Raw genomic sequence first — 24201 nt, 5'->3', positions numbered from 1 at the left:
GGTGGAGGGATGAGCTCTATTTCCTTAATTCGTAGTCTTACCCACCAAGATAGGCTTCTTTAACACGCGAATCAGAGAGCATAGTTTTTCCTTCACCGTGAAATAAAATATGTCCTACCTCTAAAATATAAGCATAGTCAGCTATGGAAAGTGCAGCAAATGCATTTTGTTCAATAAGAAGAACAGTTTTTCCCATATCATTAATTTTTCGAATAATCGAAAAAATTTCTCGAACGAGAAGTGGTGCTAACCCCAACGAGGGTTCATCTAATATGACCATATCAGGATTGCTCATGAGTGCACGGCCCACAGCAACCATCTGTTGTTCACCACCTGACATTGTTCCTCCCAACTGTTTTGCTCTTTCACGTAGGCGCGGAAAAAGGTCAAATATCCATTCAATATCACGGGAAATTCCCTGCTTATCGTGACGAATATAAGCGCCTAGATGAAGATTCTCTAAAACAGTGAGATGGGGCATGATACGTCGTCCTTCAGGGCTTAGAGCAATCCCTAATCGCAAAATCTCTTCTGGTGATTTTTTTATAATAGATTTGCCATTATAGGTAATTTCTCCATAAACAGAGCGATTAAGCCCTGTAATAGAACGTACAATACTGCTTTTTCCTGCACCATTGGCTCCAATTAAAGTGACAATACTGCCCCGCTTTATGGACATAGAAAGATTTTGGACAGCTTTAATGGCGCCATAATGAACATAAAGATTTTTTATTTTAAGAATATCCATAAACATCTCCGCCAAGATAAGCTTCAATAACTTTAGGGTTATTACGAATTTCATCTGGTGTACCACTGGCAATGCAACAGCCATATTCCATAACCAAAATATGTTGGCAAAGCCCCATAACCACTTTCATATCGTGCTCAATAAGAAGAATTGTAAGATCAAAGTCTTTTTGCACTTTTGCTATGAATTTTCTAAGATCTTCACTTTCTTGTGGATTCATGCCAGCAACAGGTTCATCAAGAAGAAGCAATTTGGGCTTTGTGGCTAACGCACGCGCAATTTCTAGACGTCGTTGCACACCATAAGGTAAAGCTGTTGCCGATTGATTGGCAAGATGATCAAGTTGTAGCTGTTCAAGGAGCTCCAAGGAATTTTTATAAACTTCCTTCTTTTCTTTTATTGCTTTTGAAAAAAAGAGAGCTGACGAAAACCAAGGATATTTTTGTCGAACATGCGCTCCTACCATAACATTCTGCAAAACCGTTAACCCTGAGAAAAGACGAATATTTTGAAATGTTCTGGCAATATGGCTTCTACAGATAATATAAGGAGACGCTCCAGAAATTTTTTTCTCATCAAAAAGAATGATGCCGCTTGTAGGAGCATAAAATCCAGAAATCATATTGAAAACTGTTGTTTTTCCAGCACCATTGGGACCAATTAATCCAGTAATACTTCCTCGTTTAATTGCCATATTAACATTATTTACAGCAACTAATCCGCCAAAACGCATTACAATATTATTGAGTGAAAGGATATTGTCGTTCATAGCTTTCCCTCAGTATTAGAAAGCTTTTTGCGTGTCAAAAAGCTATAAATTCCATTCCATGAAAATTCTCGTTGTCCCATTAACCCTTTTCTCCAAAACAAGATAATTACCAGCAATAAAAGAGAAAAAACAACCATACGAAGCCCTGGGGTTTCTGGAATATGTATAAAACCTAAGTCAAATGGACTTTCAATAATACGAAGCCATTCAAGCATGACTGTAATAATAATGCTGCCAATAATACTCCCTGTAATTGAACCGAGACCACCAGCAACAACAATCATTAAAATATTAAAAGTCAGAAGAAAATTAAACATTTTGGGATCAATGGTTGAAATAAGAGCCGCCATTAATGCGCCACCTATACCTGCAAAAAATGCTCCAACAGTAAAGGAAAAACTACGGTAGAAAAAAGCATTTATTCCCATAGTTTTCGCAGCTATTTCATCATCACGAATAGCACGTAATACGTTACCAGTATTACTTTGCAGTAAGAGGACAATAAAGAGAACTGTAAATGCTAGCCAACCATAGTTCCACCATAATGTTGCATTTTGAGGTATTCCTTTGATTCCCAAAGAGCCATTTGTGAGCGATGTTGCGTTCGTAATGACAATGCGAATAATTTCCGCAAAACCTAATGTTGCAATTCCAAGATAATCGCCACCAAGACGCAATATTGGTAAAGCAATTAATAAACCTACAACAGCAGCACACAAACCACTTATAACAACAGCGATAAAAAAAGGTAACTGTAAATGATATAATGGTTCAGCAATAGGCTCAAGAATCCACATCATTTCTTTTTGTTCAGGGGAAAGAAGTAAAATTGCGCAAACATAAGCACCAATAGCCATAAATCCAGCATGTCCAAGAGAAAACATACCTGTGAAACCATAAATCAAATTAAGCGAAATTGCCAATATCGCATTAATAGCAATCAGATTGATGATACGAAGCGTATAGTCATTAAAATGGCTATCAGCATAAAATAAAAAACCTATGAGAACTAAAACACTTATACACGATAAAACAGTTGTCGCTGACTTTGCCATTAGATTTTCTCCTGATTTCTTTTACCCATTAATCCTGTGGGCAATATCAATAGAATCAGAATCAATAAAATGAAAGCGAAGGCATCTCGATATCCAGATAGCGCGGGGAAAAATGCGATAATCATAATTTCAATAAACCCTAATAATAATCCTCCCAACATTGCACCTGGTATCGAACCAATACCTCCGATAACAGCAGCGATAAATGCTTTAAGACCAGGAAGAACACCCATATAAGGCTGAATTTGAGGATAACGTAAAGACCACATAATGCCAGCTATGGCGGCAAGAGCTGAGCCTATTCCAAATGTAAGCGCAATAACTTTATTGACAGACACACCCATCAAACGTGTTGTTTCAATATCATGGGAGATTGCGCGCATAGCAAGACCCGGTTTTGTTTTATGGATAATCCATAACAGTAATAAAATAAGAATTAATGACACAAAGGGAACGATCAGAGACATGGGAGCAATTCTGATGATACCATCTGCTCCTGATCCTAGATGCCATAAAAATGGTGTTACAAGAAAGTCTGGCTGTTGTACACCTTTCGGAACACCACTAAAGAGTACAGTAGCAAGATTTTCAATAAAAAAAGAAACACCAATTGCACCGATAAGTGCCGAAATACGCGGAGCATGGCGTAGAGGTTTATAAGCAAATTGATCAACAGCAACACCCACAGCACTTGTAATAAAAATGGAAAAACAAAGAGCTAAAACCCAAATCGGTGTAAAGTCTTGCGGGGAAATTTTAAAATAATAAACAAATCCTAGCGCAAGAATTAAAAAAGCAGCAATCCAATAAATTGGAGGACGCCTTTTAAAGCCTATAAAGACCGAATAATAAACAAGAGCAGCAAGGAACAAAAGAAGAAAAGCTGCCCACGCAGGCATAAAGCTAATTGTGGAAAAGAAAACAAAGTATGCTCCCAGCATAAAGATATCACCGTGAGCAAAATTAATGAGTCTCAGTATACCGTAGACCATGGTGTAGCCAATAGCAATAAGCCCATAAAGAGATCCCAATGCCAGTGCATTAAAAAAGTACTGGATGAACATTTCAGTGCTCATCTCTCATCCTTCCACATTTGTTAATTTACATAGGACAATAAGAAATTTCTAAGTTTTTGGTTGAGAAAAAAATCCTCAACCAATTCTTGCATTTTAGTAAGTAAAACTTTTTAATTAAAAAGCAGGTTTAACTTCTTCTAAATAAACACGTTTTCCATCCTGTATTTTAATGATACCAATAGGAATTTTAGGATTATGATTTTCATCCATTGACATATCCCCAAAGGGGGTAGGAAAATCTTTTAATTGGCTAAGTGCGATAGTAATTTTTTCACGATCAGTGCTACCAGCATTTTCAATAGCCTTCATGAACATCATATAACTCGTGTATCCCAAAACAGAATTGATATTTGGCTCTTTGTCTGGGTAAGCTTTTTTCCATTCTTTTGTGAATTCTTGCGCAGCTACTGACATATTTGGCATATCCTCACTATAGGGAAGTGTCGTATGTAAGAAACCTTCTGCAGCTTTTCCTGCAATCGTAATGGTTTCTGGATTATCCATAGCATCTCCACCCATAATTTGAAACTTCGCCCCTAATTCTCGTGCTTGTTTCATGATGATAGCACCTTCAGAAAAGTAAGATGGAATGAATAAGATATCAGGTTTCTGGGCGATAATTTGCGTGAGAACAGCTGAAAAGTCCTGATCTCCAGAATTATAATTTAAATTTGAGATAACTTCACCACCTAATTTTTTGAAAGCACGCGTAAAATAACTTGCAAGACCAATGGCATAATCGCTTGAAATATCTTTAAGGATAGCAGCTTTTTTTGCGTGTAAAGTTTGGCTTACATAAGTTGCGATTCCTACTCCTTGATAGGAATCAATAAAGCAAGCACGAAAGTAATATTTTTTACCCTGTGTAACAAGGGGACTTGTTGAGGACGTTGCAATGGTTGGAGTCTTTGCCTTTTCAGATATTTCACCACCTGCTAACGAAAGTGAAGAACCATAGCTACCAATGATTCCACTCACTTTTTCACTTGCTGTTAAACGCATAACAGCATTAGCCGCTTCTACTTTATCAGATTTATTATCAATAATAACAAGTTCCACTTTACGTCCTAAAATTTCTGGAACTTTTTTATGGGCTAATTCTATACCTCTAATTTCAAGCTGCCCTCCAAATGCATTTTGACCACTTAATGGAAGATAAACACCAATCTTAATAGGTTCACTCGCATAAACATTTGCTGTAAATGCCATAAATGCTGTGATTATCGTAAGGATTTTCTTCAATTGCATTGCGCATTTTCCTTAATTGAATTGTCGTTTTTTCACCTTATATTGAACTTCTTCATCATGCAAGTTACACATTAATCAAAATATCATTATGTAAAAAAACTTTGTATATGACCTCTTTTGTAGGGCACTCCTTGTAAGGTATGTAAAGTGTACAATCAAATAGTTTTATAAATATTCATGTTGATATTCTCTGACATTAACATAGAAGATACGACAATGTGGGGAAATCTTATCTTGGGGCTTGCGTGTTGATACAAGAGCAATGTTTACTTAAACCTAGAGAATCAATATCGTACAATTTATAAGCTACAGGATCACGTTATTATGACGAGTAAGGATGCATTAAAGGATTGTTCCCCATCTGAGGATAGTATAGGTGCTTGTGGGGAGATTATCGAAATCAGTGGTGTCATTAAGTGGTTTGATGGTAGTAAGGGGTATGGATTTATTGTACCTGATTTACCTCATTTTCCAGATATATTATTGCATGTTACGGTAATGCGAAGGGATGGTTTTCAAACAGCTTTAGAGGGAGCTAAAGTCATTTGTGCTGTGGAAAAAACTGAACGAGGGTTAAAGTGCGTTCAGGTGAAATCCATAGATTGTTCTTCAGCAATTCATCCATCAGAAGTTCCTGCCCGTACCCATGTTGTTGTTACTCCAGAAAGTGGACTAGAACGAGCAATTGTTAAATGGTTTAATCGTGACAAAGGATACGGTTTTCTTAGCCGAGGGCAAGGAACAGAAGATATTTTTATTCATATGGAAACATTGCGCCGTTTTGGTTTAGCAGAGCTTCGTTCCGGCCAAGTTGTTCTTGTACGTTTTGGTAAAGGAGAAAAAGGTTTAATGACAGCAGAGATTTATCCGGACATAGGCATTCCTTTAGCTACGCATTGAATTTCACGAGTGAAATCAGTGTGTTTTCTATATTTTTAAAGATGGTTATTCCGTAAATTGCTATAGAGGTAGATTTTTAAAGAAAATATGGCTCTCGTTAATCCATAAACCAAATGAAGAAAATTTCGCATATTACGTTGAAAAAAACTAGAAAATAACAAGGAAGCAATCCTCTTGTTTTTTGACTTTTAAACTCTGGTACTTTTTATTTTAGAAACAAAATTTAAAATTTTTCTGTGGTGGAGACAAGAATGTTAAAGCCTTTTAAAAAGGGGCATATTGTTTTATTGGTGATGCTTTTTATGTTAGATATGCGTGTTGTTGTAGCAAAGGAGCCCATAGAGATTCCTGTGCATCCGGTTCCTTTAGAAATACATACAAAGCAAGGTCCGGTTTTTTATAAGGTAGAGATTGCTTTTACGCCATCTCAAGCAGCAGCTGGTTTAATGTATCGAACTGATTTTCCACGCGATCGTGCAATGCTCTTTAAGCAGCTAAAAAGTTCTCGATCGGGAGATGAGCAGAAAATTTTTATGTGGATGGCAAATACGCCTTTACCTTTAGATATGATTTTCTTAAACTCTAAGGGAATTATTGTATCGATTATTGAAAATACTTCTCCACTTTCAACAAATACCATTTCATCAGAAGTTCCTGCAGCTTTTGCACTTGAAATTAACGCTGGTGAAGTTTCTAAAAAAAAGATACAAAAAGGACAACGTGTTATTCATCCTGTACTTTGTGGAAAGTGCAATAAAAAATGACCGCTGAAGATATTCGTTTTTTTGAATATAATGGTTTGCGATTTGCTTATCGAGAAGAAGGGCAGGGCGCGCCTATTTTGTTGATCCATGGTTTTGGATCTTCTGCACGGGTGAATTGGTATGCAACGGGTTGGTTTCGTATTCTCACTGAAGCAGGATATCGTGTTATTGCTCTTGATAATCGCGGTCACGGAGATTCAGTTAAAAGTTATGATCCTATCTTTTATACACCTCAAGCTATGGCTGGCGACGCAGTAAAGTTACTGCAGCATTTAGAGTTATCTAAAGCCCATGTTATGGGATATTCTATGGGGGCTCGTATTAGTGCTTTCATGGCTCTTTTGCATCCAACATATGTACACAGTGTTATTTTTGGTGGTTTAGGTATTGGTATGGTGACGGGAGCAGGAAATTGGGAGCCTGTTGCTGAGGCCCTTTTAGCAGAAGATATTTCCACTATTACCAATACGCGCGGTTTAATGTTCCGTAAATTTGCAGATCAAACGAAAAGCGATAGGCGTGCTCTTGCTGCTTGTATCATTACATCAAAACAGGAGTTAACGGCGTCTGAAGTTTACAAAATCAAACAACCAGCACTTGTTGCCGTTGGTTCATTAGATGAAATTGGCGGTGATGCAGAGCCATTGGCAGCCTTGTTGCCTTGTGGTGAAGCTTTATCAATTCCTGATCGAGATCATATGCTTGCTGTAGGCGATAAAGTTTATAAAAAAGGCGTTATCGATTTTCTTTCTCGTTATCCTATAAAATAAGAACTCTTCATAGCTTTTAGAATTTACAGAAATACCCAATATTTTTATTTCGTATAAATTGAAAAAAGCTTATTAAAAAATCTTTTTGTTGTGACGTAAGTTTTTATAAAAAATGAAAAGAAAAATAAACTCTTATTAGCTTATTTTGTATATTTTCCAGAGACGTAATTCTTCTAAGATTAGATAATTATACTTTAAAGGTTATTAAAAAGAATTATTTTCGAATGATGTAATAAATATTTTTTGCTAAAAAATGTAGTTTTAAATAAAAAAATATTTTTATTTATATTTTTTATAAAATAAACAAAATTATAAATTATTGATCAATTTATTCTTACGAATATGCATTTTAAATACAGAGGCTAAAATTGGAGATAAAGTAAAATTATTAAAAATATACAGTTTTTTTGCCATTTTTTAATCTATACGGGTATATTTAATAATGATAGACTCCTTTTGTAAACGTTCTTTATGAATGTATAAAGAACGTTGTGAATATATGTAATATTAAGTAAATATTCAGATTATGCTTTTTTACTGACTTTACAGAATCATAAGAGTGTCTTATTTGCACGACACGCAATTATTTTAATCGTTTCAAAAAAACAGGAGAGCATAGTGAATGCTGATGAAATAAAAAAACTTGATAATTATTTTAAAAATATATTCCAAAACTCAGCATTGCAAGTCAGAGCACGGCCTAAAAAGAGTGATTCTTGTGAGGTTTATATGGGAGATGAGTTTTTAGGCATTATCTATCGAGATGAAGATGAAGATGAGCTCTCCTATAATTTCTCAATGGCTATATTAGATATTGATTTAGAAAATTGATTCGTTATTCATAGTTGAATGAAGTCTTTTTTATCCCATAAGATTTATATAAGTTTTAACGCTTTAAAACTCGTATGGTTATTTCGTGCAATAATAAGATGGTCATGGATAATAATGCCTAATGCATTTGCTGCATCTTTTAATCTATATGTCATTGTTATATCTGCATTAGAGGGTGTGGAATCGCCAGAAGGGTGATTGTGGACTAAGATAAGTCCTGATGCGGATAACTCTAAAGCTCGAGAAATAACTTCACGAGGATAAACAGGGGTATGATCAATGGTTCCAGTTTGTTGCACCTCATCAGCAAGTAAGCCGTTTTTCTTATCAAGAAACAAAATACGAAATTGTTCACGTGTTTCGTGAGCCATAACAGCTTTACAATAAGCTAACACTTTATCCCATGATGAAAAAATATCGCGCTTAAACAATTGCGCACGAGCAAGACGTCCAGCAACATCTGAAATAATTTTTAAATCAACTGCAGTGGCGGGACCACATCCTGGAATTTCTTGAAGTCGGTGAATATCCGCTCCCAACACATCAGCTAATGAACCAAAACGTGCTATCAAATTTTTAGCTATGGGTTTTGTGTTTGCACGGGGTATTGTGCGAAAAAGCAATAATTCAAGATATTCATAATCTTCAATTGCATTTCCTTTTGACTTTAAATAGCGCTTCCGAAGACGTTCACGATGGCCTTGATAATGTTTATGAAGCTGTGCGTTTTTCTGAGGCTCTTCACTTTTTCTTTCTGATACTGGGGTGAGTGGAAAACTCGATGTTAATGCAAAGTGATTACTTTGAGTACCTTCTTTTTGATTTAATTTTTTAGCCATAACATCTCTACATTGCGTTAGGTATGGGAATTTGGAATATAAAAAATATTTTTAGGAGATTGTGTAAATATTTCATACCCTTCATTTGTAACACCAATTGTATGTTCATATTGTGCTGTCAGAGAGCGGTCACGGGTAACAGCAGTCCAACCGTCAGATAAAATCTTAACTTGTGGTTTACCAAGGTTAATCATAGGCTCAATTGTAAACATCATACCTTGTTTTAATTCAATTCCTTCTCCAGGATTTCCATAATGGAGGATATTGGGAGCATCATGAAAAAGTTGGCCGATACCATGTCCGCAAAAATCTCTCACAATTGAACAGCGTTCAGATTCTGCATACTGTTGAATGGCTGCTCCAATATCACCTGTCGTTGCTCCAGGCTTAACGACAGCGATTCCTTGCATAAGACTTTCATAGGTTATTTTTAGCAAGCGTTCTGCTGCACGCCTAATTTTTCCAACAGGATACATTCGGCTTGAATCCCCATGCCAACCATCAAGGATAAAGGTTACATCAACATTTACAATATCACCTTCTTGCAAAGGTCTTTTATTGGGAATGCCATGGCAGACAACGTGATTGATAGATGTACAGCATGAATGGCTGTATCCATGATAATTTAGATCAGCAGGAAGTGCTCCTCGCTTAGCTCCAAAAATAAATACAAAATCATCTATTTCTTGCGTAGTAACGCCCGGCTTAATAATATCTGTAAGCGCATCAAGGCATTCTGCAGCAATACGACCAACTTCACGCATTTTAGCAAAAGCATAATCATCGAAAATGCGGATTTTTCCATTAAATTTTAAAGGGATTTTATTATATTCGATATACTCAGTCATTGTTTCTTCTATTTTCTATTTTTACTCTCTGAATCGGAAAAATGCCTTCTACACTTACATGACACTTTACAGCATAACATTCTACTCCTGATTTTAATGCTAAATCAAACTTACGTCCATAGAGTGGATCAAGATCATGACAAATTGTAAAAGCTGAGCAATCTTCTCGTTGAATAATATAAAGCATAGCAGCTCGTTTTCCTTGTTGTACAACTCCTATGAGCTCATCAAGGTGACGTGCACCACGTTTTGTTTCGCTATCAGGAAATTCTGCTAATCCTTTCTGACGAATAAAATGAACATTTTTGACTTCTAGGTAACAATCAGGAAGAATGTCATCACGTAAAAGAAAGTCAATTCGTGATTGTGTCCCATAGCGTTGTTCTTTTAAAATTGTTTTATATCCATTTAATTCTGGTAGTAATCCGTTTTGAATTGCTTCTAACGCAAGTTTATTGGGTAAAGACGTATTAATGCCAACCAAAGTATTATCGGCTTCAATAATTTCTAATTGATAGGCATATTTTCGTTTGATGTTGTTATGATAAGAAAGCCAAATATTGGTATTGAAAGCTGTTAATCCAAGCATTGATCCTGTATTAGGTACAGACACGGTGAGGACATGCTGATCATCTTGTTGAACATCCGCAAGGAAACGTTTATAACGACGGATAAGCTTTGCAGGAAAAAGTTTGGGAATAAAGTGCATATCCCTTTTTTAGGATTTATGATTTCATAATTCAACTGAGATTATGATTTATAGGGGCTGTTCCCTATTAAAAAAGATAAAATTGATGTAAAAAACGCTACGATATCTTATATAAATTGTTATAAATTCCATCGTTCACTTTAATGGCTTTTAAAATTTATTATTAGGTTTAGAAACTATTATCTTTGAATGAAAAGATAGATTATCTATAATTTATTATTAAACAGCATTAGAGTATTGTGAAAAAGGTTTCGTAAAAATAGTGGAGAGGGAGATAGTTTAAGTGAAACTAGGTAAAATTGATGGCAGGAACGAATAGGAATCGTGAAAATTTAACAAATGGTCCCATTATTATTTTAGTTGAACCGCAGCTTCCTGAAAACATTGGTATGGTCGCAAGGGCAATGGCAAATTTTGGACTTTCTAAGCTTCGATTAGTCAATCCTCGAGAAATGTTTCCAAATGAAAAAGCTAGAGCTGCTGCAAGTAAAGCTGATCATGTCATTAACAATGCTGTGATTTTTAACACATTGCGTGATTCAATTGCAGATTTACACTATGTTTTTGCCACAACAGCACGTGAAAGATGTGGATTTAAAACTGTAAAAAGTGCTGTCGAAGCAGCAAGCGTATTACGTCAGCGTGAAAGTATCGGACATAAGACTGGGATTGTCTTTGGAAGAGAGAGATGGGGACTAGAAAATGATGAAATCAGCCTTGTTGATGAAATTATTACTTTTCCAGTTAATCCTGCTTTTGCGTCACTTAATATTGCGCAAGCGGTTCTTTTAATGTCTTACGAATGGATGAAAACTGGTTTAGAGAATGTCAGCGATACGGCATTTCGTGCAGCAGAGATGGAACCTGCAAATAAAACAATATTCCATGGTTTTTTATCTCAGTTAGAAGAGGCTTTGAATATCCGTGGGTATTTTAGACCACCAGAACGTAAAGAAGTAATGCTTGCAAATTTGCGCTCTGTTTTTACGCGCGCTAACTTTAGTGAACCTGAGGTTCGTTTATTGCGAGGCATTATATCTTCTTTGGATCATTTTTCGCCACAATATCCACGAGGGAGTAGAGCACCGGAAGAGCGTGATCGTAAAAAAATTAAAAATAAGTGTGAAAACTAATGGATGAACGACCTGTTCTTTTTTTTGATAGCGGTATTGGTGGTTTAACAGTATTCAGGGAAGCGCGTATTCTTATCCCTGACATGCAATTTATCTATGTTGCTGATGATGCAGGATTTCCTTATGGAAATTGGAAAGAAAATATTTTGAAAGAGCGTATTTTGAAGATTTTTAAAAATATTTTAACACGTTACAATCCAGCTTTATGTGTGATTGCTTGCAACACTGTTTCTACACTGATGATAGCAGATTTACGACAGAATTTTCCTCATGTCCCTTTTGTAGGAACGGTTCCTGCAATTAAATCAGCTGCTGAACAAACAAAATCTGGTTTTATTTCCGTATTAGCGACTCCTGGAACAGTTAAACGTGCTTATACAAATGAATTAATTAACTCTTTTGCTGGACAGTGTCATGTTCAGCTTGTGGGAAGTAAAAAGCTAGCTGGACTTGCTGAAGATTATTTACGGGGAAAATCTATCGATTCAGAAGAGTTAAGAAAAGAAATCCTGCCATGTTTTGTGGAAAAAAATGGACAATATACGGATGTTATTGTTTTAGCCTGCACACATTATCCTTTTTTGATTAATTTCTTTCGTGATCATGCTTTATGGTCCGTTGAGTGGATTGATCCGGCGAAAGCGATCGCCAAACATATCAGATCTTTATTACCATTGTCGGGAAAGATACACCATCAATATATAAAGAAATATCAAGATTTTGCGTTATTGACATCGAAAAATATCACTTCTTTAACGGAGAATTTGTTTAAAGGATTTGGCTTAAAACTCATGAAAGGAGTTGACTTTGGGTTACGAGACCAATAATGATGATCTAGCTATTTTTTCAAGAAAATAGCATTAATTGACGTGTCCCGTGGATAACTTTGCATATTGATATGTTAAGGTATTCTGTCAGTCTTTAGTATTTAAAGGCAGAGGAGGGCGCGTTTCCTTGGGGTCTTAAGATCTCGTGTTTTATTTTATAAGGAAATGCGATGAGTAAACGCGAAACAACAAAGTATAAAATTGACCGTCGTATGGGAGAAAATATTTGGGGGCGTCCAAAATCTCCTGTCAATCGTCGTGATTATGGTCCAGGTCAGCATGGACAGCGTCGTAAAGGAAAACTTTCTGACTATGGGGTTCAGTTGCGCGCTAAACAGAAATTGAAAGGGTTTTATGGAGATATTTCAGAAAAACAATTTCATAAAACCTACGAAGAGGCAGCTCGTCGACGGGGCGATACTGGCGAAAATCTTATCGGTCTGTTAGAATCACGTTTGGATGCTGTTGTTTATCGTGCAAAATTCGTACCTACGATTTTTGCTTCTCGCCAATTTATCAATCACGGTCATGTTAATGTCAATGGGCGGCGTACAAACATTCAATCTTATCGTTGTAAACCAGGTGATGTTATTGAGGTTCGGGAAAAATCGAAACAACTTGTTTTAGTGTTAGAATCAGTGCAATTGGCAGAACGTGATGTCCCTGATTATATTGAAGCAGATCATAAACAGATGAAAGCAACCTTTACACGTATTCCTGCTTTTGCAGATGTTCCTTATGCTGTGCAAATGGAACCTAATCTGGTTGTTGAATTTTATTCTCGATAATTTTTCTGTAAGAGAAATTGTTTCTCTCTTCTATTATGATAACTTCAAAATATTGTGTTATTCTTACAATATTTGAAGTTAATAAGTTCTTTTTGTAAATGGTTCTATATTAAGTTTATTGCTATGTTTTATAGTCATAAATTTGTATAGTTCCATTTCTTTTTTGTGTATCTAATTTATAAATTCAAAAAACATAAATGTAAGCTTGCTTTAATATTTGTTTTTATCTTTGCAAAACGAGCCGTTTATTGTGCAGGATATGGTATTATGAATGATGTTTCAGTTGAATATCAGGCAATAGAAGAAAACAAAGGGAGAGATGATCCTTTAATAAGCGAAGCAGATAATTGTCATCCAATGTTTCGTGTTGCTCCTTCAAGCGTAGAATTTAATAAATTGCGCAAACGACTTTTACGTCATATGCGACAAGCTTTGGATGATTTTTCTATGCTCTCTACAGGGAAAAAATGGCTTGTTGCTTTATCGGGTGGAAAAGACTCTTATGGTTTATTAGCGCTTCTTTTAGACTTAAAGTGGCGAGGTCTTTTATCCGTTGAAATTCTAGCCTGTAATCTTGATCAAGGGCAACCAGGATTTCCTAAGCATATTCTTCCAGACTTTTTAAGTTCTTATAAAATTCCATATCGTATTGAATATCAGGATACTTATTCCATTGTTACAGATAAATTGGCAGAGTCGCAGACATATTGTTCACTTTGTTCTCGATTACGACGTGGTAATCTCTATCGTATTGCACGTGAAGAGGGATGTTCTGCATTAGTTTTAGGTCATCATCGTGATGATGTTTTAGAAACATTTTTTATGAATTTGTTTCACGGTGGCCGATTAGCTGCCATGCCTGGAAAACTTAAAAATGATGAAGGAGATCTTTTTGTATTACGTCCTCTTGTTTATGCTGCTGAGGAAGATATGGAAAAATTTTCTCAAGAAATGCAATTTCCAATTATTCCTTGTAATCTTTGCGGTAGTCAAGATGGATTACAACGTAATGCAATGAAAGAAATGCTGAAAAATATAGAAAGACAAATGCCAGGACGTAAAGATACGATGATTCGCGCTTTAACAAATGTACGCCCAAGTCATTTGCTTGATAAGAAATTCTTTGATTTTAAAACGTGTTAATAAAAATTAGATATTTTAAAAATAAGTTTAAAGAGTTTAAGATAAGAGACTTATTTATAATGATAATTTATTTTTTTCATTTAAATATCGTCAGATTGTTTTGTTTCAAATTCTCTTATATTGCAACCATAAAAAACATCCGTTTGCATATCACAAAGGAAGTTCTTGTGTGCATAAAACACTCTTGAAAAAAGTTTCCTTTCACTAACCAATGACTGTCGTAATATGAAAAATGGGAAAATAGTACGGTTGTCGATTTGCTCTTTTGTTAATTAAAAATGGTGAGCCTTGTGGATTTTATTCTTTTGCGCCGCCGTCACCGCCATTTAAAGCTCATTTTAAGGCATTAAATTAAGAGAATATATAACTGCTTGGTATTTTGGGAGTGTATAGCAAACATTCAGAGTAAGGATTGCTCATAAATTCTCATGAAGTAAGTCACATGATCGGTTCTTGTTATGAAAAGTCGCTTTTTTATAAACTAATGCTGATAGAAATCTTCATCATTGAGGACAGGGAAGGAGTTAAATTTTTAAACGGCTATACCATAAAGGTCATAGGCATCCGATTGTTCGATTTTAACGGTGACAAATTCACCAACACGCAGTGGGCGTCGTGATGATATATGGACAACACCATCTATTTCTGGAGCATCGTACTGACTACGTCCTTTGGCAACTTTTCCTTGACTTTCATCGATAAGCACTCGGAGTCTTTTTCCAATTTTTTTCTTTAAAAGATGTGTAGAAATTTGTTGTTGTTTTGCCATAAAACGATGCCAGCGGTTTTCTTTCACCTCTTCAGGAATATTTTCTAATCCCAAATCATTTGCGGCAGCTCCTTTTACTTCTTCATATTTAAAGCACCCCGCGCGTTCAATTTTTGCTTCTTCTAGCCATTCTAGAAGTATATTAAAATCTTCATTCGTTTCACCAGGAAAACCAACGATAAATGTTGATCGCAAAGTAAGATCTGGACATATTTTCCGCCATTTTTCAATTCTACGGTTTGTTTTTTCCATAAGTGCGGGACGCTTCATGTGACGCAAAACAGTTGGTGATGCATGCTGAAAAGGTATATCCAGATAAGGAAGAATTTTTTTTGCAGCCATAAGTTCGATAACTTCATCAACATGGGGATAAGGATAAACGTAATGCATACGTACCCAAATACCCATATCGCCTAGTTCGCGACAAAGATCAAAGAATTTAGTTTTGATTGTACGATCTTTCCAAGAATTTTCGAGATATTTAAGATCAACACCATAAGCACTCGTATCCTGTGAAATAACCAAAAGTTCTTTTACACCCGCTTGCACGAGTTTTTCAGCTTCACGAAGAACATCGCTGATGGGACGTGAAGTGAGATCACCACGCAGTGTAGGGATGATACAAAAACTACACCGATTAGAGCATCCTTCAGAAATCTTTAAGTAGGCGTAATGGCGAGGTGTTAAACGAATACCTTGGGGAGGAACTAAATCAAGAAAAGGATCATGAACAGGAGGAATTGCTGTATGAACAGCTTCTATAACGCTTTCATAAGCTTGCGGTTTTGTAATAGCCAATACATTAGGATATGTTTGGCGAATAGCATCAGGATCAGCACCAAGACACCCTGTTACAATAACTTTTCCATTTTTTTTAAGAGCTTCATCAATATTGGCTAATGATTCTCTCCTTGCCGAGTCAAGAAAACCACAGGTATTCACAATAACGACATCAGCTCCTTGATGTTGACGTGAAATCTCATACCCTTCAGAGCGAAGGCGTGTAATAATTCGCTCAGAATCTACGAGTGCTTTTGGGCATCCGAGGGAGACAAAACTAATACGAGGTGCTACCATGATGATCCTACAATTACTATGAATGATTGAGTTGCGCTTTTATTAATTTAAAAATAATGTTCTTTATTTTTATACCTATGCAATACAATCTGTTACAAAGTTATTTGATTTTTTTCTACAAAATTTTATGTGTTTTTATGCATGCATACAATTTTGTCTTATTATATCGTAAAATTCCGTTATTGAGGATGATGATATAAGGCAGCTTCCTTCAAAGCATTTAAGTTCTTTTCAAAGTACGTGGTGAATATTTTAAAACTTACTTGTCAAGCCTTGCATTAAGTGAAGAACATGGAGGGAAGGGAAAATTAAACCCGCTCGATAAGGATCTGGATTGTTTATAAACCGAATTGGGGGCATCTTTGGCTGTGGAGAAGAAGTCAATTGCGTGTGGCACAATAAAAAAATACTCAACAGCTTCTTACTGCGATATCTATCGCGTACTATAAGGTTTATTTTTTAATATTTGCGAATAAGACCGGTAAGTTTGCCTTGTATTTCTACACGCTCGGATTCGTATGTCCGTACTTCATAATGAGGATTTGCGGCTTCTAATGCAATAGAAGCTCCTTTGCGTCGATAACGTTTTAATGTGGCTTCTTTTTTATCAATAAACGCAACAATAATTTCACCTGTTATTGCTGTATTTTGACGTTTTACAATGATCGTATCTTTATCAAAGATACCAGCCTCCATCATAGAATCATCTTTAACTTCTAATGCGTAGTGCTCACCTGTATTAACCATATCGAGTGGAAGAGAAAGGCTGTTTATTTGTTGCAGTATAGCAGAGGCGGGTACGCTCGCAGAAATACGTCCCATAATAGGAATGGTGATATTTTTTTTTTCTTCTTCATCAAAGGGACTCAAGCTTTTTGATATTTCCCTTTTCTTTCTTTCTATCATACTGGGAGAAATTTTACGTGCTAAAGAAAGGTTAAATGTTATTTTTTCAGGGAGGCGAATCACCTCCACAGCACGAGCACGATTGGGCAAGCGACGTATAAAACCTCGTTGTTCTAAGGCTATAATGAGCTTATGAATACCAGACTTTGAAGAAAGTTCTAATGCATTTTTCATTTCTTCAAAAGAAGGAGGAACACCAGTTTCTTTTATATGGTTATGAATAAACAAGAGTAGCTCATACTGTTTACATGTTAGCATTCAACATTCCAATCAAAATAATAAAAATTAGTAAAGTAAAAATACATGTATATATAATACTTTTACAATTTTTTATCGCCAAATCAAAATTATTTTCTTTGTTTTTGATCTTATCGTTTAATAAATCAATATGTTTATTTATAGATATATTTAAATTATTATTTATATACTGTATATCTACATTAATATTAAATAATGTATAAATATACTTTATAGTTCTGACTGAATTATCCAACACTAAATTTTGTGACTAGTATTATCCTTTTCTTCTAAAAATATATCTACGTATTTTGTAATTTTTGATATAAAAAAGTTAATTAGAAGGCATTCTATATATTCAAAACACTTAAAATAATTTTGCATACTGCATATTATTTCTGCTTTTTTATTCTTAGTAAAATTATCTACAGCTCTAATAGTGAGCATAATTTATAGTCATTCGGGATATTTTCAATGAGACTAAATTTTTTCTTCATATCTACTTGATTCTATAGGATAAATTGGCTTTCGTTATATATTCATTATACATGAATAAAAATCATACTCTCAAAGCCATTGTTGCTCATTGTTCCATTTTCAAGTCTAACGTGTCAACCGCTATATACTATTTTCATGAACCCTAATGTTGCGATAATTTTTGGTTATTGAAAGGAGGCATAAAAGGTATTTTCATTTCTTTTTTATAGTTTTATTCTCTCGCTTATATCGGTCAAGAAAATGCTTTTTATTGTTTCAATATAAAAAAGATTTGAAATGAGAAAAACTTACAGTATTTGAGAATTTTCACTCAAGTAAAAAATAATAAATTATTATAAATCAATATATTATCTTATAAAGCTGTATTCATATTTGAAAATTGAACACTAAAATATAAAGATATAAAAATAATATTATGATAAAAGGTATTTTTTCTTCTCTACCCATTATGCTCAACAACCCATGTGAGGGGAAGGGGGTATTTCTCATAATTTTAACGCTTCGAATCTATGCAATATTTTGCAGTGAAATTTTTCCTTTATTGAAACTTCAAAAAGAAGATTAAAGAGTACTTATACAATGATGAAGTAAAGGGGCGAAAACGGAAAATTATTGATAACTGAAGAAAATAATAATATTTTTTTTCAAAAGGTGTTGACCAAATGGAAAGTCAACCGTATGTTCCCTTCACTTTCTACAAATTAGATAGTGTGCAAACTAGATAGCTTGTGTGAGAGCGCGTAGCTCAGCTGGTAGAGCAACTGACTTTTAATCAGTAGGTCCAGGGTTCGAATCCCTGCGCGCTCACCAAATTTAAGTAATATCAATAGGCTATCAAAAGTTTAAGAATCTTTTTTGTTTTGATTCTTTTTGAAGTTTTTATCGATTCTATAGTCTGTCATTTTCTATCAGCTGTTTTGGAATAGAGCGGTGCTATGCTGTCTCCATTTTCAACAAACTTACGGATAGGGTTGTACCTGCGTTAGCAGCACATGCGGTTTCTAATTTTCTCAATCCATAGGTGGTTTTTAATACCCACTGCATTACATGATTCGCAAAACAGTTGCTAAAATCACCACTTATTCACACTTATATTATGAAATGAATTTTCTATAAGATGTTGATTTGTTTAAATTTTAATCTTTTTAACATCTACTATAGTACATTTATTTTGTATGAAAACCATAAAAAGGTTAACAATACGTTAATTTCTTGATAGAAGGGGCCAATTCAAGAGTGGTATATGCGCGAGGGGAATCATTTAAAAACGTAAATTCTTCCGTTGCGTACAAAAAGCGTGACGTGGTTTTTACAAGTAGTACTTAACAGAAATAAGTGGACTGAATAGATGCCTTCAAATAGAAAAAAGAAAATTACTTTTATGATTAAACCAACACTTCAATTGTTTTCTATGATCGTCATTTCTCAGTCACTGGTATCTTGTTGCGCAAGCCAAACTATGAATTTTTCAATAAAAGATTCCTATCATAATAAACCAATTAACGTAAACACTTCTGTACTACCTCAACAAGTATCTAATAAGAAGAATCAATCGGAAGAAAAAAAGCGTGGACGAGCGATTGTTGGTAAACCTTATCAAATAAAAGGAAAGTGGTATTATCCTCAAAGTGATCCAACTTATAAACGTGTTGGCGAAGCATCATGGTATGGTTCAGATTTTCATGGACGTTTAACTGCCAACGGTGAAATTTATGACATGAATCTTTTGACTGCTGCTCATCCTACAATGCCTTTACCTAGCTATGCTCGTGTTACTAATTTGAAAAATGGGTCTTCAATCGTTGTTAGAGTGAATGATCGCGGACCTTTTATGAAAGACAGAATCATTGATTTATCAAGGCAAGCTGCGGCAATATTGGGGTATGTAGATAGGGGGGTCGCAGATGTTAAAGTAGAATATATTGCTGAAGCACCTGTTGGCTATTATGATGCTGCATATTTAATGTCCTCTTATACTCCTGGAAATGCTGCCCCATATTCATTAGCGTCGGAAAATGTTGCGAAAAAAAGAGAAACTGTTTTGTTAAAAGAGCAGCGCAATACAAGGAACAAAAAAGAATTAGCTAAAGCAGCTGCTGTTGAACAAGAACAACGTAATAAAACTGTTGCAGTTAAATTGCCAGAAATTGGTCCTATCATGGTTGATAAGCCGATACCATTCGATCAAGTTGCTTCTATAAATAAGCTAAACAAAAAAACAAAGGTTAATTGGCTACAACTGTTTTAAGAAAAAATGCATTGATTTTTTATCTATATAATTTTCTAGTAAAAAAGGTAAGAAATTACGGATTTAGTGTAGGATTTTTATCTTAAAGCGCTTTGTCCTTTTCAAAAAGCGTGGTTGGGTTCTATTATTATAAATTCAGTACGGCCTTTCCACTCCATTGCTGGTCTATTCGTCGTTTTATGATATTGCTTGCTTAATAAAGCGTGTACTTTTCTTGCTGTAATAGCTTTTGCTAGACGAAGGTAAATTATTGTGTCAGTCTGTTTGTGTAATCTCTAAAACAACTTGTACAATCGATTTGAGAGGAATAAAAAGCTTAACAAGTAAAAAAATATTTTCTTTTGATTCGGCCTTGCATCTTTCTAAAGTATCTACGGTAATATCTTATGAAAAGATTATGCATTATCTCATGCTTTTGTTTATCATGTTCTTTAATGGAGTAAGTTCCCTCACGAAAAACAGAGCGTCTCAAACAAAATACACTTACATTGCCAATTCATGGACTTATTTAAAAGAGACATACTTTAACACGCTACAAGCCTATTTTGCGACAGCGCCTGTGAATGGTATAACTGTTAACGCCTTTAGACATCAGCATCTTTACTCTTATGAAGATATAAATCGACACCATCATACACTTTGCAAGTCCCCGATGTTTTGTGCGATAATTCTTAACACTTGAGAGGTTTATAAGAAGTATTTTTACTCTCTTTTTTAATAATTTTTATCCATATACGAACCCTACTTATGACCCGTAAGTAAGCGATTTTTAATGAATTCAATATGAGAAGAGGGGATGAAAGAATCTTACAGTATTTTGAGTTAGCTTCAATTTTAAAATGATAATTTATCATAACAAATCAAAATACTATCAATAAAAATAGGAAAAAATCTTTTGTCTCTCATACATTTAAAATGTTAAATTGAACCTACATGGAAGATAAAAAACGTATCATATTATTTTTTCTAAAGCTAAATGAAAATAAAATCTTTTTATGAGTTGTAAATAATTCCTCAATTTTCAGAAATCAAAAAGTTTTTTCCTATATAAGATTCTTTATGTTGATCTTTGGGATGGGAGGAGCAGCTATGTATACAGCATTAAGGATCTTATTGATATTATGGGGAGTATTGGCATTTGATACGTGGGGGAGAGCACAAGATTTTCAAACTCCCGCATCACAACTGTTATTACTCGATGATGATACAGAGACAATACTTTATGAAAAACAAAGTGATATTCCTTTTTTTCCTGCTTCATTAGTAAAATTGATGACAGCAGAAGTTGTATTTCATCAATTAAAAAAAGGATTATTAAAAAGTACGCAGAAATTCAAGGTCAGTGAAAATGCTTGGCGCAAAGGTGGAGCACCTTCCGGTACAACCACTATGTTTGCAAAGATAAAGACAGAAATCAGTGTTTCTGATCTTTTACGTGGTTTAATTATTGTGAATGGAAATGATGCTGCTATTATTCTTGCTGAAGGAATATCAGGACATGAAGATCATTTTGTAAAACTGATGAATCAGCGCGCAAAAATAATCGGATTATCTCAGAGTCATTTTGTTAATGCTACAGGGCTACCCGAAGAGGGACAATTTGTAACTGTGCGTGATATGATTATATTAGCACGTCATATTGTTCAGGAATATCCGGATTATTATGCACTTTATTGTGAGCCTCATTTTACATGGAATAATATTTTTCAACGTAATAAAAACCCTCTTATTTCTAAGGAAATTGGTGTAGAAGGATTTGGTTTTGGCTACAGTGAAAAAGAAGGTTTTTCAATGGTTGCCACCATTTCTAAAAATCATCGACGTCTTTTTTTAGCAATCAATGGTTTGCAAGATGGTAAAAAATATACAAAAGAAATAGAACGCATTCTTCAATGGGGGATGACGGCATTTGATCTCAAAACAATTTTCACAAAAGAAGAAACGGTTGGTCGTGCTTCTGTTTACGGTGGTAAGAAAAATTTTGTTCCACTCATTGTTAAAACACCAATAAGTTTTATGCTTTCGAATGAAAAAAAAGTAAATGTTAAAGCAAAAATTAAATATCATGGTCCATTGAAAGCCCCCATCGTTTCTGGGCAATCAGTTGGTGTTATTCAAATTTTAGAAGATAAAAAGATTCTTCTGGAAAAACCAGTTTTTGCCGGAATGAATATTCAGGAAGGAAGTTTCTTTGCAAAAGTAAAAAATGCATTCTATGAAATAACAATTGGATGGTTACGGAAATATTTGTAGTTACGCGCTAATAAGGTTAAGGTCATACGTGTCAGGTTATTTTATTACATTCGAAGGAGGGGAGGGGGTAGGAAAAACGGTGCAGATTTCTTTACTTGCTGAGTCTCTCTCTCACCAAGGTTATGATGTTGTTACAACACGAGAACCAGGAGGAACGCCAGGAGCAGAAGCAATCCGGCATATTTTGTTGTCGGGGCAGGCGCGACAGTATGGACCGTTGATTGAAGCTGTTTTGTTTACAGCTGCACGTGTCGACCATTTTCATGAAGTTATTGCACCTTCTTTGCAAAAAGGTAAAATCGTTTTATGTGACCGCTTTATTGATTCTACACGCGTTTATCAAGGACTCAATAATAGAGTCAGTTCTTCTCTTCTTTCTGTTTTAGAGTGTATTGCGCTCAATGGTATTTTGCCTCATTTAACATTTTTATTAGATATGCCAGCAATGTGTAGTATGAAGCGTGCAAATTTGCGAAGAAAAAAAACAGAAGAAATTGATTATTTTGAAAAAGATCAGTTGGAAATTCAAGAACAAAGACGTCAGGCTTTTCTTCAATTGGCCAAACAAGAACCCCATAGATTTCGAGTCATTGATGCCACTGGCTCAGTGGAAGCTATTGCTCATCAAATAAAAAATATTTGTCATCAGGTATTGTTGGATCAGCTTTCATGAGTAATTTAAATACCTTACGCCAATATGATGATATTGATACAATTTTATCACCATCCCAGAACAATGTTATCTTTGGTCATGAGGATGTGCGTCATTTTTTGACACAAATGCTTAAAGAAGAGCGTTTGCATCATGCATTATTATTTGAAGGAGAATACGGGATTGGAAAGGCTACATTAGCCTTTCATCTTGCTTGGAACATTTTAAGTTTTCAACAGAGTTCTTTCTTCAAACCCGATCCTTATTCTACCCCATGGCGCCAAATTACACAAGGAAGTCACCCTGGTCTTTTGTATATTTCACGTCGATTTGATGTGAAAACGCAAAAGTTTAAAACAGGAATACTCGTTGATGATATCCGTGATATTATGCATTTTTTAAGTCGAACATCGCAAGATAATGGATGGCGTATTGTTATTATTGATTCTGCAGATGATATGAATAGAAATGCAGCAAATGCAATTCTCAAAATACTTGAAGAACCACCTACAAAAACGTTATTTGTTATTATCGCACATTCTTCAGGAAAATTGCTTCCAACAATCCATTCACGGTGTCAAAAAATTTCTTTTCGTCCATTGAATAACGATGAAATGAAAAAAGTTATTATACATATTTTCGCCGATCAGGATTTACCTGATGAAAAAACAATTGAAATGATTATTAAAAAATCTAAAGGAATCCCTCGAAAAGCCGCTTTACTTATTTGCCATGGCGGTCTTGAAATTATTAAAACAATTGATGCTCTCCTAGAGAAACCTGTTTGTAACGCAACAATTGTACATACTCTTGCACAAACATTTTCATCTGCTTCTTCTACATTCCAATTTCAACAATTTTGTGATGAAATTCTTAATAAAATTCAAAAAAAAGCTATCATGCTCGTTGAAAAGGGAGACTTATTTCTCTCAAAAAAATATGCGGAAAAATGGCAGGAGATTCATCAAGAAATAGAGGAAATACAACTGTTTAATCTCGATAAAAAGCAGTTTGTTATTAACTTACTTTTTAAAGTTCATAAGATCATTCATGAGAATTAGTTTTTCCGTGACAATGCGATGAACAAGCGTTATGTCATTATATCTTCTATTT

21 protein-coding genes, 1 tRNA gene and 1 pseudogene are annotated in these 24201 nt (G+C 34.9%); 13 read left to right on the top strand and 10 right to left on the bottom strand.

Annotated elements, in window-relative coordinates; translation table 11 throughout:
* Positions 1 to 37: 37 nt before the first annotated feature.
* The 5 genes from ACFIQC_RS03605 to ACFIQC_RS03585 form a co-directional block, all read right to left on the bottom strand.
* Entirely contained in the window at positions 38 to 748 is a 711-nt protein-coding gene (locus ACFIQC_RS03605; RefSeq protein WP_273791026.1) for an ABC transporter ATP-binding protein, read from the bottom strand.
* On the bottom strand, positions 735 to 1517 hold the full coding sequence (locus ACFIQC_RS03600; protein ID WP_375611930.1) for an ABC transporter ATP-binding protein: 783 nt from the start codon (positions 1515 to 1517) through the stop codon (positions 735 to 737). Before ACFIQC_RS03600 ends, ACFIQC_RS03605 begins: the two co-directional genes overlap by 14 nt.
* A complete protein-coding gene (locus ACFIQC_RS03595; protein WP_375629862.1) occupies positions 1514 to 2572 on the bottom strand; it encodes a branched-chain amino acid ABC transporter permease in 1059 nt (352 codons plus the stop codon). Before ACFIQC_RS03595 ends, ACFIQC_RS03600 begins: the two co-directional genes overlap by 4 nt.
* Positions 2572 to 3648, bottom strand: coding sequence for a branched-chain amino acid ABC transporter permease (locus ACFIQC_RS03590; protein ID WP_375706747.1), 1077 nt, complete (start codon positions 3646 to 3648; stop codon positions 2572 to 2574). The genes ACFIQC_RS03595 and ACFIQC_RS03590 overlap by 1 nt, the downstream gene beginning before the upstream one ends.
* A gap of 114 nt (positions 3649 to 3762) precedes the next feature.
* Entirely contained in the window at positions 3763 to 4896 is a 1134-nt protein-coding gene (locus ACFIQC_RS03585; protein ID WP_375621270.1) for an ABC transporter substrate-binding protein, read from the bottom strand.
* A gap of 324 nt (positions 4897 to 5220) precedes the next feature.
* On the opposite strand from ACFIQC_RS03585, the gene ACFIQC_RS03580 reads away from it, so the two are divergent.
* The 4 genes from ACFIQC_RS03580 (at position 5221) to ACFIQC_RS03565 (ending at position 8161) form a co-directional block, all read left to right on the top strand.
* Positions 5221 to 5796, top strand: coding sequence for a cold-shock protein (locus ACFIQC_RS03580; protein WP_273791031.1), 576 nt, complete (start codon positions 5221 to 5223; stop codon positions 5794 to 5796).
* A 251-nt stretch (positions 5797 to 6047) separates the two neighbouring features.
* Positions 6048 to 6560: a DUF192 domain-containing protein gene (locus ACFIQC_RS03575; RefSeq protein ID WP_375706746.1), complete on the top strand. Its 513-nt coding sequence runs from the start codon at positions 6048 to 6050 to the stop codon at positions 6558 to 6560.
* Complete coding sequence (locus ACFIQC_RS03570; RefSeq protein ID WP_375611926.1) at positions 6557 to 7330, top strand: alpha/beta fold hydrolase; 774 nt, start codon at positions 6557 to 6559, stop codon at positions 7328 to 7330. The genes ACFIQC_RS03575 and ACFIQC_RS03570 overlap by 4 nt, the downstream gene beginning before the upstream one ends.
* A gap of 618 nt (positions 7331 to 7948) precedes the next feature.
* The gene (locus ACFIQC_RS03565; protein WP_375621268.1) at positions 7949 to 8161 is read left to right on the top strand and encodes a DUF3126 family protein; all 213 of its coding nucleotides are present in this window, start codon (positions 7949 to 7951) and stop codon (positions 8159 to 8161) included.
* A 44-nt stretch (positions 8162 to 8205) separates the two neighbouring features.
* On the opposite strand, the gene radC is transcribed toward ACFIQC_RS03565, so the two are convergent.
* From radC to sfsA, 3 genes are read right to left on the bottom strand one after another with little or no spacing between them, the layout of a single operon-like run.
* Positions 8206 to 9000: a DNA repair protein RadC gene (radC, locus tag ACFIQC_RS03560; protein ID WP_375621267.1), complete on the bottom strand. Its 795-nt coding sequence runs from the start codon at positions 8998 to 9000 to the stop codon at positions 8206 to 8208.
* Between the two features lie 17 nt (positions 9001 to 9017).
* Positions 9018 to 9848, bottom strand: coding sequence for a type I methionyl aminopeptidase (gene map, locus ACFIQC_RS03555; RefSeq protein WP_375629859.1), 831 nt, complete (start codon positions 9846 to 9848; stop codon positions 9018 to 9020).
* The gene (gene sfsA / locus ACFIQC_RS03550) at positions 9841 to 10557 is read right to left on the bottom strand and encodes a DNA/RNA nuclease SfsA (protein WP_375611922.1); all 717 of its coding nucleotides are present in this window, start codon (positions 10555 to 10557) and stop codon (positions 9841 to 9843) included. Before sfsA ends, map begins: the two co-directional genes overlap by 8 nt.
* 302 nt (positions 10558 to 10859) lie before the next feature.
* Between sfsA and ACFIQC_RS03545 the strand changes: the two are divergent.
* From ACFIQC_RS03545 to ttcA, 4 genes and pseudogenes are all read left to right on the top strand, one after another.
* Positions 10860 to 11697 (top strand): annotated as a pseudogene (locus ACFIQC_RS03545) (RNA methyltransferase).
* Positions 11690 to 12517: a glutamate racemase gene (murI, locus tag ACFIQC_RS03540; RefSeq protein ID WP_375640802.1), complete on the top strand. Its 828-nt coding sequence runs from the start codon at positions 11690 to 11692 to the stop codon at positions 12515 to 12517. Before ACFIQC_RS03545 ends, murI begins: the two are co-directional and overlap by 8 nt.
* Before the next feature lie 170 nt (positions 12518 to 12687).
* Positions 12688 to 13305, top strand: coding sequence for a 30S ribosomal protein S4 (rpsD, locus tag ACFIQC_RS03535; RefSeq protein ID WP_273722651.1), 618 nt, complete (start codon positions 12688 to 12690; stop codon positions 13303 to 13305).
* A 267-nt stretch (positions 13306 to 13572) separates the two neighbouring features.
* The gene (gene ttcA / locus ACFIQC_RS03530; protein WP_375634106.1) at positions 13573 to 14448 is read left to right on the top strand and encodes a tRNA 2-thiocytidine(32) synthetase TtcA; all 876 of its coding nucleotides are present in this window, start codon (positions 13573 to 13575) and stop codon (positions 14446 to 14448) included.
* Positions 14449 to 14980: 532 nt separating this feature from the next.
* Here ttcA and rimO read toward each other — a convergent pair.
* Both rimO and lexA read right to left on the bottom strand, forming a co-directional pair.
* Positions 14981 to 16294 carry a 30S ribosomal protein S12 methylthiotransferase RimO gene (gene rimO, locus ACFIQC_RS03525; protein ID WP_375629851.1) on the bottom strand — a complete coding sequence of 438 codons (1314 nt, stop codon included), beginning with the start codon at positions 16292 to 16294 and terminating at the stop codon, positions 14981 to 14983.
* A gap of 459 nt (positions 16295 to 16753) precedes the next feature.
* Positions 16754 to 17458, bottom strand: a complete 705-nt coding sequence (gene lexA / locus ACFIQC_RS03520; protein WP_375693136.1) for a transcriptional repressor LexA — start codon at positions 17456 to 17458, stop codon at positions 16754 to 16756.
* Positions 17459 to 18669: 1211 nt separating this feature from the next.
* Here lexA and ACFIQC_RS03515 point away from each other — a divergent pair.
* From ACFIQC_RS03515 to ACFIQC_RS03495, 5 genes are all read left to right on the top strand, one after another.
* Positions 18670 to 18745, top strand: a tRNA-Lys gene (locus ACFIQC_RS03515).
* A gap of 538 nt (positions 18746 to 19283) precedes the next feature.
* The gene (locus tag ACFIQC_RS03510; protein ID WP_375610370.1) at positions 19284 to 20183 is read left to right on the top strand and encodes a septal ring lytic transglycosylase RlpA family protein; all 900 of its coding nucleotides are present in this window, start codon (positions 19284 to 19286) and stop codon (positions 20181 to 20183) included.
* Between the two features lie 1089 nt (positions 20184 to 21272).
* A complete protein-coding gene (locus ACFIQC_RS03505; protein ID WP_375628125.1) occupies positions 21273 to 22436 on the top strand; it encodes a D-alanyl-D-alanine carboxypeptidase family protein in 1164 nt (387 codons plus the stop codon).
* A 28-nt stretch (positions 22437 to 22464) separates the two neighbouring features.
* The gene (gene tmk / locus ACFIQC_RS03500; RefSeq protein WP_375629841.1) at positions 22465 to 23109 is read left to right on the top strand and encodes a dTMP kinase; all 645 of its coding nucleotides are present in this window, start codon (positions 22465 to 22467) and stop codon (positions 23107 to 23109) included.
* Entirely contained in the window at positions 23106 to 24149 is a 1044-nt protein-coding gene (locus ACFIQC_RS03495) for a DNA polymerase III subunit delta' (protein ID WP_375613424.1), read from the top strand. Before tmk ends, ACFIQC_RS03495 begins: the two co-directional genes overlap by 4 nt.
* The last annotated feature ends 52 nt before the right edge of the window (positions 24150 to 24201 follow it).

The sequence above is a fragment of the Bartonella sp. AA126HLJHH genome (assembly GCF_042197425.1).
Classification (GTDB): domain Bacteria; phylum Pseudomonadota; class Alphaproteobacteria; order Rhizobiales; family Rhizobiaceae; genus Bartonella.
The sequence above is the reverse complement of the archived record's forward strand: the minus strand, read 5'-3'. Positions and strand labels throughout refer to the sequence as shown.

Excerpts from the sequence above, each read along its gene's own strand:
- ttcA (WP_375634106.1), top strand. The coding sequence starts at position 13,573 with ATGAATGATGTTTCAGTTGAATATCAGGCAATAGAAGAAAACAAAGGG.
- ACFIQC_RS03590 (WP_375706747.1), bottom strand. The coding sequence starts at position 3,648 with ATGAGCACTGAAATGTTCATCCAGTACTTTTTTAATGCACTGGCATTG.
- ACFIQC_RS03495 (WP_375613424.1), top strand. The coding sequence starts at position 23,106 with ATGAGTAATTTAAATACCTTACGCCAATATGATGATATTGATACAATT.
- ACFIQC_RS03570 (WP_375611926.1), top strand. The coding sequence starts at position 6,557 with ATGACCGCTGAAGATATTCGTTTTTTTGAATATAATGGTTTGCGATTT.
- ACFIQC_RS03575 (WP_375706746.1), top strand. The coding sequence starts at position 6,048 with ATGTTAAAGCCTTTTAAAAAGGGGCATATTGTTTTATTGGTGATGCTT.
- rpsD (WP_273722651.1), top strand. The coding sequence starts at position 12,688 with ATGAGTAAACGCGAAACAACAAAGTATAAAATTGACCGTCGTATGGGA.
- ACFIQC_RS03600 (WP_375611930.1), bottom strand. The coding sequence starts at position 1,517 with ATGAACGACAATATCCTTTCACTCAATAATATTGTAATGCGTTTTGGC.
- sfsA (WP_375611922.1), bottom strand. The coding sequence starts at position 10,557 with ATGCACTTTATTCCCAAACTTTTTCCTGCAAAGCTTATCCGTCGTTAT.
- lexA (WP_375693136.1), bottom strand. The coding sequence starts at position 17,458 with ATGCTAACATGTAAACAGTATGAGCTACTCTTGTTTATTCATAACCAT.
- ACFIQC_RS03605 (WP_273791026.1), bottom strand. The coding sequence starts at position 748 with ATGGATATTCTTAAAATAAAAAATCTTTATGTTCATTATGGCGCCATT.
- murI (WP_375640802.1), top strand. The coding sequence starts at position 11,690 with ATGGATGAACGACCTGTTCTTTTTTTTGATAGCGGTATTGGTGGTTTA.
- ACFIQC_RS03595 (WP_375629862.1), bottom strand. The coding sequence starts at position 2,572 with ATGGCAAAGTCAGCGACAACTGTTTTATCGTGTATAAGTGTTTTAGTT.
- ACFIQC_RS03585 (WP_375621270.1), bottom strand. The coding sequence starts at position 4,896 with ATGCAATTGAAGAAAATCCTTACGATAATCACAGCATTTATGGCATTT.
- map (WP_375629859.1), bottom strand. The coding sequence starts at position 9,848 with ATGACTGAGTATATCGAATATAATAAAATCCCTTTAAAATTTAATGGA.
- ACFIQC_RS03580 (WP_273791031.1), top strand. The coding sequence starts at position 5,221 with ATGACGAGTAAGGATGCATTAAAGGATTGTTCCCCATCTGAGGATAGT.
- ACFIQC_RS03505 (WP_375628125.1), top strand. The coding sequence starts at position 21,273 with ATGTATACAGCATTAAGGATCTTATTGATATTATGGGGAGTATTGGCA.
- rimO (WP_375629851.1), bottom strand. The coding sequence starts at position 16,294 with ATGGTAGCACCTCGTATTAGTTTTGTCTCCCTCGGATGCCCAAAAGCA.
- radC (WP_375621267.1), bottom strand. The coding sequence starts at position 9,000 with ATGGCTAAAAAATTAAATCAAAAAGAAGGTACTCAAAGTAATCACTTT.
- ACFIQC_RS03510 (WP_375610370.1), top strand. The coding sequence starts at position 19,284 with ATGCCTTCAAATAGAAAAAAGAAAATTACTTTTATGATTAAACCAACA.